Annotated in this window: 10 protein-coding genes; all 10 read left to right on the forward strand. The window is 51.1% G+C overall.

What is annotated here, in order from left to right; genetic code table 11:
- Position 1 precedes the first annotated feature (1 nt).
- The 10 genes from lpxA (at position 2) to truD (ending at position 12,857) form a co-directional block, all read left to right on the forward strand.
- A complete protein-coding gene (lpxA, locus tag EOE65_RS11120) occupies positions 2 to 769 on the forward strand; it encodes an acyl-ACP--UDP-N-acetylglucosamine O-acyltransferase (RefSeq protein WP_127694400.1) in 768 nt (255 codons plus the stop codon).
- Positions 770 to 778: 9 nt separating this feature from the next.
- Positions 779 to 1,942, forward strand: coding sequence for a lipid-A-disaccharide synthase (gene lpxB / locus EOE65_RS11125; protein ID WP_240656974.1), 1,164 nt, complete (start codon positions 779 to 781; stop codon positions 1,940 to 1,942).
- Positions 1,943 to 2,548, forward strand: a complete 606-nt coding sequence (gene rnhB, locus EOE65_RS11130) for a ribonuclease HII (protein WP_127694401.1) — start codon at positions 1,943 to 1,945, stop codon at positions 2,546 to 2,548.
- On the forward strand, positions 2,545 to 6,039 hold the full coding sequence (gene dnaE, locus EOE65_RS11135; protein ID WP_127694402.1) for a DNA polymerase III subunit alpha: 3,495 nt from the start codon (positions 2,545 to 2,547) through the stop codon (positions 6,037 to 6,039). The genes rnhB and dnaE overlap by 4 nt, the downstream gene beginning before the upstream one ends.
- A gap of 85 nt (positions 6,040 to 6,124) precedes the next feature.
- A complete protein-coding gene (accA, locus tag EOE65_RS11140) occupies positions 6,125 to 7,084 on the forward strand; it encodes an acetyl-CoA carboxylase carboxyl transferase subunit alpha (protein WP_127694403.1) in 960 nt (319 codons plus the stop codon).
- Positions 7,081 to 8,367 carry a tRNA lysidine(34) synthetase TilS gene (tilS, locus tag EOE65_RS11145; protein WP_127694404.1) on the forward strand — a complete coding sequence of 429 codons (1,287 nt, stop codon included), beginning with the start codon at positions 7,081 to 7,083 and terminating at the stop codon, positions 8,365 to 8,367. The genes accA and tilS overlap by 4 nt, the downstream gene beginning before the upstream one ends.
- Positions 8,368 to 8,454: 87 nt before the next feature.
- Positions 8,455 to 10,089, forward strand: coding sequence for a CTP synthase (locus EOE65_RS11150; RefSeq protein ID WP_127694405.1), 1,635 nt, complete (start codon positions 8,455 to 8,457; stop codon positions 10,087 to 10,089).
- Between the two features lie 66 nt (positions 10,090 to 10,155).
- A complete protein-coding gene (eno, locus tag EOE65_RS11155) occupies positions 10,156 to 11,451 on the forward strand; it encodes a phosphopyruvate hydratase (protein WP_127694406.1) in 1,296 nt (431 codons plus the stop codon).
- Positions 11,452 to 11,522: 71 nt separating this feature from the next.
- Complete coding sequence (ftsB, locus tag EOE65_RS11160; RefSeq protein WP_127694407.1) at positions 11,523 to 11,819, forward strand: cell division protein FtsB; 297 nt, start codon at positions 11,523 to 11,525, stop codon at positions 11,817 to 11,819.
- A gap of 3 nt (positions 11,820 to 11,822) precedes the next feature.
- The gene (truD, locus tag EOE65_RS11165; protein WP_127694408.1) at positions 11,823 to 12,857 is read left to right on the forward strand and encodes a tRNA pseudouridine(13) synthase TruD; all 1,035 of its coding nucleotides are present in this window, start codon (positions 11,823 to 11,825) and stop codon (positions 12,855 to 12,857) included.
- The last annotated feature ends 2 nt before the right edge of the window (positions 12,858 to 12,859 follow it).

Here is a 12,859-nt window from a genome sequence, read left to right on the forward strand (position 1 = left end):
CGTGATTGATCCCCGCGCTATCGTTGAACCGGGTGCTAAGCTTGCTGACAATGTGACTGTCGGGCCTTGGAGTTATATCGGGTCTGATGTTGTTATCGGAGAAGGGACCACTGTTGCGTCCCACGTGGTGATCAAGGGCCCGACTACCATCGGGGCCAATAACCGGTTCTTTCAGTTCTCATCGATTGGTGAGGAGTGCCAAGATAAGAAGTACGCTGGTGAGCCAACACGCCTCGAAATAGGTGATGAAAACGTATTTCGTGAAGGTGTTACCGTGCATCGTGGAACGGTGCAAGACAACTCGCTGACAAAGATCGGCAGCGATAATTTGTTTATGGCCAATGCTCATGTTGCGCACGATTGTGTGGTTGGAGATCACACCATCATGGCGAACAACGTGGCGATTGCAGGGCACGTGCATGTGGGTGATCATACCATTCTAGGTGGCTTTACAGCGGTGCATCAGTTTTGCCGCATCGGCTCACATGTTATGTGTGGGGCTGGTACTGTGGTGCTTAAAGATGTACCTGATTATGTTATGGCAACAGGTAACCCGGCATCTCCTCACGGCATTAACGCTGAGGGGCTCAAGCGCCGTGGTTTCAGCCCTGAACAGTTGCGCGTACTAAAGCAAGCGTACCGTCTGGTTTATCGCCAGAAGCTAACGCTTGAACAAGCCTTGGAAGCGTTGCTGCAACTGCCAGAAGCTGCGCTTGTCCAGCCATTGATAGCAACGCTTCAAGCCTCTAGCCGAGGCATTATTCGTTAAGGATCTACAGTGCCCAGTTTACGTATTGCAATGGTAGCTGGAGAGGCTTCCGGCGATATTTTGGGGGCTGACCTCATTACCCATCTCAAACAACGCTACCCCGATGCCGAGTTTTTCGGTATCGGCGGCGACTTGATGATATCCAAAGGTTTCCGGTCTATCGTGCCGATAGAGCGCCTCTCTGTCATGGGGTTAGTCGAGGTCTTAGGGCGTTTGTGGGAGCTGTTGCGTTTACGCCGTGACCTTGCCAACGACTTGATCGCTAATCCCCCTGATCTGTTTATTGGTATCGATGCACCAGATTTTAATCTTGGTCTCGCTGAGCGCCTCAAAGCGTCTGGGATTACGACAGTTCATTATGTGAGCCCTTCAGTGTGGGCTTGGAAGCGTAAGCGCATTTTCAAGATTAAGCGTGCTGTGGATCTGTTGTTAACGCTATTCCCGTTCGAACCGAAGTACTATCGCGAGACTCAACAACGTGTTGAGTTTGTTGGCCATCCCTTGGCAGATCAGATCGCGATAGCAGCGCTGACAAAAGCTGATTGTCGGGATGCACTGGAGTTACCACATAATGCTACAGTCGTTGCACTGATGCCGGGTAGTCGAGGCAGTGAGGTCAAGTACTTGGCAGCGCCTTTTCTTGCTGCGGCAAAGCAGCTTCAAGCGCAATTATCCAGCGATATACAGTTTGTTATTCCTGCCGCTAATCAGAAGCGCTTTGATGAGTTGTCACAGCTGTTGTCACACCACCCTGAGCTGCCAGCACGATTAGTCATGAAGCAATCGCGAGAGGTTCTCAAAGCTGCCGATGCTGTATTGATCGCTTCAGGTACCGCAACCCTTGAGGCGATGCTGCTGGGCTGCCCGACGGTGGTGGCCTATCGTATGTCGCCTATCACATTTCGCATTTTTTCTCGGCTCGTCAAAACCCCTTACGTTGCACTACCGAATATTTTGGCCGGTGAAGCGTTGGTGCCGGAAATCTTACAAGATGACGTTGAACCAGAACGTTTAGCAGAGGCACTCGTGCGGGCGCTGCAAGATAGAGATTACCGGCAACATGTCGAGGCTCGTTTTGTGCAATTGAGCGCTGAACTGCGTTGCAACGCTGGTGAGCAGGCAGCGAATGCGATCGAAAAACTCCTTCACGATATGCGCCCTAAGGAGGGTTAAATGCAATCAGAAGTATTTGATTTCTCTGCGGCGGCACGTGTTGCCGGTGTTGATGAAGTGGGACGCGGCCCCTTAGTGGGAAATGTTGTCGCCGCTGCGGTGATACTCGATCCAGAGCGCCCAATTGAAGGGTTAGCCGACTCAAAGAAGTTGTCAGAGAAGCGTCGTGAAGCGTTATTCGTTGAAATTCAAGAGAAAGCGTTGAGTTGGTCGGTCGCTTACGCGACACCTGCCGAAATCGATGAGCTCAATATCCTTCATGCCAGTATGTTAGCTATGCAGCGCGCAGTGATGGGCCTAGAAGTGAAGCCCGAGTATGTCAAAGTGGATGGTAATCGCTGCCCAGAGCTGCCTTACCCATGCGAAGCGGTGGTCAAAGGTGATTCTAAGGTTGCTGAGATCAGTGCCGCTTCCATTTTGGCGAAAGTGGTGCGAGATCGTGAAATGCATGCGTTGCATCAGCAGTTCCCCGATTATGGTTTTGATCGTCATAAGGGCTACCCCACCAAAGCGCACCTAGAGGCGCTGGCCACTCTTAAAGTGCTTCCAGAATATCGACGCTCGTTTAAACCGGTTAGGAGTCTTTTGGAGGGGCACACCTCATGAGTGCGGCTAACTTTGTCCATCTACGTGTTCACACTGAGTTCTCTTTGATCGATGGCTTGGTGCGTGTAAAGGGGCTTCTAAAGGCGGCGGCCGCGAACAATATGCCAGCCGTTGCGATTACTGATCAGGTTAATTTATTCGCACTGGTTAAGTTTTACAAAGCGGCATTAGGTGCTGGGGTCAAACCGATCTGCGGTGCAGATCTGTTGGTTCTGAATGAGCATGACCCTGAAGGGGAGCCGCACCGGATAACCTTGCTGGTACAAAACGCACAGGGTTATCGAAATCTGATGGAGCTAATCTCTCAGGCGTATGCTGAGGGACAAAACTACATTGTGGATAAGGCGCTGGTCCACAAAGAGTGGGTCACTGAAAAGTCAGCAGGTTTGATCTGCCTATCCGGAGCGCGCGACGGTGAAGTGGGTCGAGCGATGATCTCGGGTAATGGGACGGCTGACGCATTGCTTGATGAGTGGATGGCTCGCTTCCCGGGGCGTTTTTACTTAGAGGTGCAGCGCACTGGGCGGCCAAGCGAAGATATTGTTGTTAGCGAAAGTGTGCGGCTGGGTATCGAAAAGCAATGCCCGCTGGTGGCGACCAATGAGGTGATGTTTCTGGATGCCGAAGATTTCGAGGCTCACGAGGCGCGGGTTTGTATTAACCAAGGCCGCACGCTTGAAGATCCGCGCCGCCCGCGCAATTACTCTGAGCAGCAACACTTTCGTTCAGCCGAAGAGATGGCTGAGCTATTTAGCGATATTCCAAGTGCAATAGAGAACACAATAGAGATCGCCAAGCGCTGTAATATCGAGCTCGATCTAGGCATCTATTATCTACCGAAGTACCCCATTCCTGAGGGTATGACGATGGATGAGTTCTTCTGCAAGGTTTCAGAGGATGGCTTAGAGGAGCGGCTCTCGGTTTTATTGGATAAAGAGGATCCAGAGTACGCGCAGAAACGACAAGCGTATGATGACCGCCTTAAGTTTGAGCTCGATATCATAACGCAGATGGGTTTCCCCGGTTATTTCTTGATCGTCATGGACTTCATCCAGTGGGCGAAAGACAACGGCATTCCAGTGGGCCCTGGGCGGGGGTCTGGTGCGGGTTCTTTGGTCGCTTATGCGCAGAAGATTACCGATCTTGATCCTTTGGAATATGACCTCCTGTTTGAGCGCTTCCTTAACCCAGAGCGGGTTTCCATGCCCGACTTCGATATCGATTTCTGTATGGAGAATCGTGATCAGGTCATCGACTATGTTGCTCAAACATACGGCCGTGATGCGGTATCGCAGATCATTACCTACGGTACGATGGCGGCAAAAGCGGTGGTGCGTGACGTGGCTCGTGTTCAGGGTAAAGCGTTTGGTTTGGCTGATAAGCTCTCCAAGCTGATCCCCTTTGAGGTGGGGATAACGCTGTCCAAAGCGATGGATCAAGAACCTGCCCTTAGCGAGTTTGTTGAGGGTAGCGAAGAAGCTCAAGAGATCATGGAGATGGCGTACAAGCTTGAGGGCGTTACGCGTAACGTCGGTAAGCACGCCGGTGGTGTTGTTATCGCCCCCACCAAGCTAACTGATTTCTCTGCGACCTATTGTGATGCCGAAGGGCAGGGCCTCGTGACTCAATTTGATAAGGGAGATGTTGAAGAAGCGGGCTTGGTTAAGTTCGACTTCTTGGGGCTGCGAACCCTGACCATCATCGATTGGGCGCTGCAAACCATCAATGCAAAGCGTGAAAAGATGGGTGAAGAGCCGCTCGATATCGCGCGCATCGACTTAGAGGATAAGCCCACCTTCGATCTGCTGCAATCGGCTGAAACAACCGCTGTATTCCAGCTTGAATCCAGTGGTATGAAGGATCTGGTAAGACGCCTGCTACCATCGCGCTTTGAAGATATTGTCGCCCTCGTGGCGCTGTTTCGTCCCGGCCCTTTGCAATCGGGAATGGTGGATGACTTCATCAACCGTAAGCATGGCCGCGCCGAGCTGGCTTGGCCGCACCCTGATTACCAGTTAGATTCATTGCAACCCGTTTTGGAGCCGACGTACGGCATCATCCTCTATCAAGAGCAGGTTATGCAGATCGCTCAGGTGATGGCAGGCTACACATTGGGCGGTGCGGATATGCTGCGTCGTGCGATGGGTAAGAAAAAGCCTGAAGAGATGGCGAAACAGCGGGCGATCTTCCTGGAAGGCTCTGAGAATAACGGCATCAATCGTGATCTAGCGGGTAACATCTTTGATCTTGTAGAGAAGTTTGCAGGCTACGGCTTTAACAAGTCTCACTCGGCTGCTTATGCATTGGTCTCTTACCAAACCGCGTGGCTGAAGAGGCATTACCCTGCGCCTTTCATGGCTGCGGTGATGTCTTCCGATATGCAAACTACCGAGAAGGTAGTCATCTTCATTGAAGAGTGCCGTAACATGGGTATTGCGCCCGTATCGCCTGATGTGTGTACGGGCGAGTACATGTTCACGGTGAATGATGCAGGCGAGATTGTTTATGGCCTTGGGGCTATCAAAGGTGTGGGTGAGGGTCCTATCGAAGCGATCGTAAAAGCACGCCAAGATGGCCAAGGTGATTTCCAGAGTTTGTTCGACTTTTGCGAACGTGTAGGGCCTAAAAACCTAAACAAACGTGTGTTGGAAGCGCTGGTGCGCTCTGGGGCTTTAGATAAGCTCGGTCCTGATCGCGCCACCTTGTGGGCAGCGATCAGTGATGCGTTGCTAGCCGCCAATCAGTCGGCTAAGAACCAAGACGCGGGTATGTTTGACCTCTTTGGTGAGGTAGAAGCTGAGGCGCCTCGTAACCCTTATGAGGATTACCGTAATGTCCGTCAGTGGTCGGACAAAGAGCGGCTCACCGGAGAGAAAGACACCTTAGGTCTTTACCTGACTGGCCACCCCATTGATGAATATGAGCAAGAGCTCAAGCATTTTGTGGGTAAAAAGATCGTGAACCTACAGCCTGCGCGTGGTCGGCAGCAGCGCTTCGCGGGGTTGATAGTGGATTTGCGTTTGAAGAAAACAAAACGCGGCGATTCGCTCTGCTTTTTGACGCTTGATGATCGCTCCAGCCGTATCGATGTGACCTTGTACGGTGAACTTTATGATCAATCGCGTGACTTAGCTACCAAAGATACGGTCGTGGTTGTCGAAGGTGAAGTGGCTCAAGATGACTATTCTGGCGGGCTTAAGGTGCGTTGCAGTAAGGTAATCAATATTGCTCAAGCGCGCGCCGCATATAGCCAAGGCGTGCAAGTAGCGGTTGACGAAGCTCAACTGAAAGGGCGTCGTTTTAATCAGTTTAAAGAAACGTTGGCCGCTCACAAAAACCCTGATGGAGTGCCGGTGTTGGTACGCTATCAAACCGCGACAGAGGCGGGTAACGTGCAGCTTGGTGATACTTGGCGCGTTGACGCAAATGATGATCTTCTCGTGGCATTGGCAGAGCAAGTAGGAACCGATAACGTCGCGGTTAAGTATTAAATCCGGCTGGTTATCAAAGCCTGCTCACGGTAGAATTCCGTGCCATTGTCAGAAAATAAATTAATGTTAGGGCGGATAGAATCGAATGAATCCGAATTATCTGGATTTTGAACAGCCGATTGCTGAGCTGGAAGCTAAGATTGAAGAACTTCGACTGGTCGGTGACGACACAGAGATCAACATTGGCGACGAGCTGAATACGCTGTTGGATAAGAGTAAATCCTTAACCAAGTCGATCTTTTCAAACCTATCTGATTGGCAGATCTCTCAACTATCTCGCCACCCTCAACGTCCGTATACACTCGATTACATCGAGCATATGTTTACTGACTTTGAAGAGTTACATGGCGACCGCCATTTCTCAGACGATGCTGCGATTGTTGGCGGTATTGCGCGTCTAGATGGCCGCCCAGTTATGGTGATTGGCCACCAGAAAGGACGTGAAGTTAAAGAGAAGGTACGCCGTAACTTTGGTATGCCTCGTCCAGAAGGTTACCGTAAGGCACTGCGCCTGATGGAGATGGCTGAACGTTTCAAAATGCCAATCCTGACGTTCATTGATACACCGGGGGCATATCCGGGTATTGACGCAGAAGAGCGTGGTCAGTCTGAAGCGATTGCCTTCAACCTGTTGAAAATGTCGCAACTACGCACACCGATTATCTCGACTGTTGTGGGTGAAGGCGGTTCTGGTGGTGCATTGGCCATTGGTGTCTGCGATGAGCTGATGATGCTGCAATACTCGACTTACTCAGTTATCTCGCCAGAGGGCTGTGCTTCTATCCTGTGGAAGAGTGCAGATCGAGCTTCTGATGCGGCGAAAGCGATGGGCATTACTTCACATCGTCTGCATGAACTGGGTCTTGTGGATAAGGTGGTTGAAGAGCCGCTGGGTGGCGCGCACCGTAACCCCGAGGCGCTCTGTGCTGCATTGAAAGAGCAGCTCAGCGCAACGCTAGAGCGTATGGAAGCACTGTCTGTTGAGGAACTGCTTGAGCGCCGTTACCAACGCTTGATGTCATACGGTATTTCCGAGGCATCATGACCTTTTCAGCACTGATCTCACCTCTGCGTGAGTTCTGTGTTGCATACCCCGCTCGGCGGCGTTTTATCGCCCTGAGCGGCGGCCTAGATTCGGTTGTGCTGCTCCATTTAGCTGCACAAGCATTTCCTGACGAACCTCTCTATGCGATTCATGTTAATCATGGTTTGCAGGTCGAAGCCGATCAATGGCAAGCGTTTTGCGAAAGGCTGTGTGCTCAGTTGAATGTGCAGCTGTTTATACATCGTGTAGTGCTCGCATCCTCCAGTGAGCAAGCCGCGCGAGACGCGCGTTATGACGTTTTTGCCTCACATCTTGAAAAGCATGATCAATTGCTATTGGCGCATCATCAGAATGATCAAGCGGAAACACTGCTGTTTCGATTGATGAGAGGTGCAGGTTTGCGTGGCTTGAGTGCTATGGCACCTCATCGAAGGCTAGGTGAAGCGTTATTGTTACGGCCATTGCTGGGGTATTCCCGCCAAACGCTTGAGGCGATTGCTCAGGAGCGAGGTTACGATTGGTGCGAAGACCCAAGCAATCGTAGCGACACGTATGCGCGAAACTATCTTCGTCATCAGATACTACCGCGTCTTTCTGCTCGTTGGTCTGCGGTTTCGCAGCTAGCGCATGTCACCGATCTGTTACGTGACGACCTCTACCTGCTCGAGAGCTATCTGGATGATGAGCTCGCTCGGGTGACCACGAGTGCGGAGCAACTAAATCTGGATCTGCTGGGTAACGTTCCTGAACCGCGCCAACGGCCTCTACTGCGCCATTGGATATACCGAGCAACGGGTGTGTTAATCAACGCCAAGGACTTAACAGACATCGCGCACATGTTTTTGGGCTCCAAAGGCGATGCGCAACCGCAGCGTCAATTGGCGGGCTGGGCATTGCGCCGTTACCGCCAGAACTTATACCTTTTACGCCCTGAAACGCCATCGCATATATCGCTACCTGTGTTTACTGAAGGCCAGTTTCAGTTGCCGCATGGTGAGCTTGAGGTGGCACGCTCAACCGATGGATTAGGTATTCGCAGCGCAGAAAACCTGACGTGGGCGCTTGCTGGAGAGGGGCGCTCATGTCGTCCAGCAGGAAGGCCTAATAAAACGCTAAAGAAGCTCTTTCAAGAAGCTGGAGTTCCACCATGGCAACGCCGGCATTGGCCGGTTCTCTTAGATGGCGAGCATGTTGCAGCAGTTGCGGGTATTTGCGTCTGTGACGGGTATCAGATCAGTGAGCAAGGAATCGTTGGATTTCAGATAAAATGGCAACCATTCTGATTGTCTCAGCAGCGCAATTTTGCTATCCTGTAGCCCCATCTTGATACAGTTTTTCCCTCTATTTTTTACAGCCAATACAGGTTCCACATGACGCGCTATATATTCGTCACAGGTGGTGTCGTGTCCTCTTTGGGCAAAGGCATCGCATCCGCCTCGCTTGCCGCCATTCTGGAAGCGCGCGGTCTTAAAGTTACAATGCTGAAGCTAGATCCGTATATCAACGTTGATCCGGGCACAATGAGCCCTTTCCAGCATGGTGAAGTTTTCGTTACGGAAGATGGCGCAGAGACTGACCTCGATTTAGGTCACTATGAGCGTTTCATCCGTACGACGATGACTAAGCGCAACAACTTTACAACGGGGCGTGTATACCAGCACGTACTAAGTAAAGAGCGCCGTGGTGACTACTTGGGTGGAACCGTTCAGGTTATTCCCCACATCACCGACGAAATTAAGCGTCGCGTTATTGAGGGAGCTGGCGATGCGGATGTGGCGTTGGTTGAGATCGGCGGTACCGTCGGTGATATTGAGTCACAACCTTTCCTTGAAGCGGTGCGTCAACTGAAAGCTGAACTGGGCTTTTCACGTGCGATGTTTATGCACTTAACGCTTGTGCCGTACATCGCAACCGCGGGTGAAATCAAAACGAAACCATCCCAGCACTCGGTAAAAGAGCTGCGCTCTATCGGTATTCAGCCAGATATTTTGGTATGCCGTTCTGAGCAAGCGATCCCGGATTCATCTCGTCGTAAGCTGTCATTGTTTACAAATGTAGAAGAGCGTGCCGTGATCTCAATGCCAGACGCTGACACCATCTACAACATTCCAAAAATGCTTTGCGACCAAGGGCTTGATGATATCGTCGTTGAGCGCTTCAACCTGGATGCTGCACCGGCAGATCTAGGTGAGTGGTCGGCTGTGGCTGATGCACACTTAAACCCTGAAGGTGAAGTGCGCATTGCCATGGTAGGTAAGTACATGGAACTACTTGATGCCTACAAGTCGCTGATCGAAGCGATCTCTCATGCGGGTATCAAGCTGCGCCGCAAAGTCAAGATTGAGTATATCGACTCCGAGCGTGTTGAGCGTGAGGGTGTTGAAATCCTTAAGGATATGTCGGCAATCCTAGTACCGGGTGGTTTTGGTGAGCGTGGTGTTGAGGGTAAGATCGCAGCAGTAAAGTACGCGCGTGAAAACAAGGTTCCTTACCTAGGCATCTGTTTAGGTATGCAAGTGGCGGTGATCGAATTTGCTCGCCACGTAGCAGGGCTGGAAAACGCGACATCTACAGAGTTTGATCAAAACTCTGCTCATCCAGTGATTGGCTTAATCACCGAGTGGACAACGTCTGAAGGTGGTGTTGAAACACGCGATGCGGCAACTGACTTGGGTGGAACCATGCGCTTAGGTGCGCAGGTATGCCACTTGGTAGAGGGCTCAAATGCTGCGCGTAGCTACGGTGCAACAGAGATTACAGAGCGTCACCGTCATCGCTATGAAGTGAATAACAATTACGTGCCACAACTGGAAGAGGCAGGATTATTGATCTCCGGTCGTTCTGTTGATGGTGAACTCGTTGAAGTGGTTGAAGTACCAGACCATCCTTGGTTTGTTGCGTGTCAGTTCCACCCTGAGTTCACATCGTCACCACGTGATGGTCACGGCTTGTTTACAGGTTTTATCGAAGCTGCGCTGGCTGAGCAAACACGCCGTCAGGGCTAGTCTAAGCCGGCATCGCTCACATTTGGTTTCAAGTATTATCGGTTCAGGACATATTGGAGAGAAAGAATGACGCAGATCGCTGATATTAAAGCGCGCGAAGTGTTGGATTCACGAGGTAACCCAACAGTAGAAGCTGATGTAATCCTAGCATCAGGTGTAATTGGTTCTGCTTGTGCACCGTCTGGTGCTTCAACAGGTTCTCGTGAAGCGCTAGAACTGCGCGATGGCGACAAAGCACGTTACCTAGGCAAAGGTGTTCAAAACGCAGTTGCTGGTGTTAACGGCGTTATTCGCGACGCCCTGAAAGGTATGGATGTAACTGACCAGCGTGCACTTGATAACAAGATGCTTGAGCTGGATGGTACTGAGAACAAAGAGAAGCTAGGTGCAAACGCGATCCTGGCTGTTTCTTTGGCAGCAGCGAAAGCGGCGGCAGTTGAGAAGGGTGTGCCTTTGTACGCGCACATCGCTGATATCAACGGCACATCTGGCCAGTTCTCTTTGCCTGTTCCGATGATGAATATCTTGAACGGTGGTGAGCACGCGGATAACAACGTTGATATCCAAGAGTTCATGGTTCAGCCGGTTAACTTTGATAAGTTCTCTGAAGGTTTGCGTTGTGGCGCTGAGATCTTCCATGCCCTCAAATCAGTGCTGAAGGCAAAAGGCCTAAATACTGCAGTGGGTGATGAAGGTGGTTTCGCACCAAACCTGGCTTCTAACGAAGAAGCGCTTGTAGTTATCAAAGAAGCGATCTCTAACGCTGGCTACGAGCTAGGTAAAGACGTGACTCTAGCTCTGGACTGTGCCGCTTCTGAGTTCTACAAAGACGGTAAGTACGACCTGTCTGGCGAAGGTAAAGTGTTTGATGCAGAAGGCTTCGGTGACTACCTAGCTAACTTGACTGAGAACTACCCGATCGTTTCTATCGAAGACGGTCTGGATGAGTCTGATTGGGATGGTTGGGCATACCTGACTAAGAAGATCGGCGATAAAGTCCAGTTGGTTGGTGACGACCTGTTCGTAACCAATACTAAAATTTTGGCACGTGGTATCGAGCAGAGCATCGGTAACTCCATCTTGATCAAGTTCAACCAGATCGGTTCTCTGTCTGAAACTCTGGACGCGATCAAAATGGCGAAAGATGCAGGCTTCACTGCAGTTATCTCTCACCGTTCTGGCGAGACAGAAGATACAACGATTGCCGACTTGGCTGTGGGTACTGCTGCTGGCCAAATCAAGACCGGTTCCCTATGCCGCTCTGACCGTGTAGCGAAGTACAACCGTTTGCTGCGCATCGAAGAAGAGCTAGGTGATGCTGCAATCTACAACGGCCTGTCCGAGATCAAAGGCCAAGGCTAATCGCTGTAGGTTAAAATATTTGTTATAAAAAGGGGGCTTGTCAGCCCCCTTTTTTGGCTCAGAGGTACACAGTGTTTCGTTGGATTCTGCTACTCTTATTGATCACTTTTGGCGCTTTGCAATATCGCCTGTGGTTTGGTGAAGCCAACTTGAAGGAGGTCTGGTCGCTTAAAGAGCAGATTCAAGATCAACTAAGAGAAAACGAGCGCTTACAGGCCCGCAACCGCCAATTAGAAGCTGAAGTAAACGATCTGCGCGATGGGCTCTCTGCATTAGAAGAGCGGGCGCGCAGTGGGCAAGGCATGATTAAAGAGGGGGAGACCTTTTATCAACTGGTCGAGCCTTTACCCGATAGTCGTAGTGAGTAGAGCATGGAACTGCCAACGCAGTATCAATATTTGTATGGTAAGCCGCAAGTAACGGCCAAAATTCGCCAGCAACCTGAAGATTTTCAGGTGACTGAGATTCCATCGTTTGAGCCAGAGGGCGACGGCGAGCACGTTTTTCTTTATATCCGCAAAGTGGGTGAGAATACAGACTGGGTTGCCAAGCAACTGGCCAACTTTTGCCAAGTCCCGGTTAAAGACGTGGGTTACGCCGGTAAAAAAGATCGTCATGCCGTCACTGAGCAATGGTTCAGTGTACGTGTTCCGCTAACGCGCGTTGTGACGTGGTCGTTATTTGAAACCGAAACCATTAAAGTGCTCAAGGCTGTGCGCCATCCGCGCAAGCTTCGTTTGGGATCGCTCGCGGGTAACCGTTTCACACTGCGGCTGCGCGATGTTAGCGATGCTGAGGCGTTTAAAGCCCGCCTTGAAAAAATTGTGGATGGGGTTCCAAACTACTTTGGTGAGCAGCGCTTTGGTTTTGAGGGTGGCAACCTACACAAGGGTTTAGCGTTGTTGAGCGGCGAGCTAAAAGAGCGTCAGCGTCACAAGAAAGGCCTGTATATCTCTGCGGTACGCTCTTGGGTGTTTAACCATGTGTTATCTCAGCGTATTACCGAGGGGTTATGGGCCAAGGTTGTGACGGGGGATGTCATGATGTTGGCAGGGACTCAGAGTATTTTCAGCGCAACTGATCCTGAGCTAAACGATCTGCAAAATCGCCTAGATAGCTTTGATATCCACCTTTCCGGCCCGCTTTGGGGGCGCGGGGCATCAGGCGCAGCAGATGAGTCGTTATTGTTTGAGCAGCGTACCCTTGATCCATGGGAGAGTGTTTGCGAGCGTCTGGAGCACGTTGGGTTGCGCCAAGAGCGCCGCGCACTGCGGTTAGTTCCAGAGCACCTGAGCTTTGAGCAAGAAGCATCGGGTTGCTGGTTGGTGAGCTTTGAACTTCCCGCTGGTGCGTTTGCAACCAGCGTGTTACGTGAATTGTGTGTAGTAGGGCAGGAGTCGAACTGAAG

Origin of the sequence: Neptunomonas marina (assembly GCF_004005935.1) — a bacterium.
Taxonomy (GTDB): Bacteria; Pseudomonadota; Gammaproteobacteria; order Pseudomonadales; family Balneatricaceae; genus Neptunomonas; species Neptunomonas marina.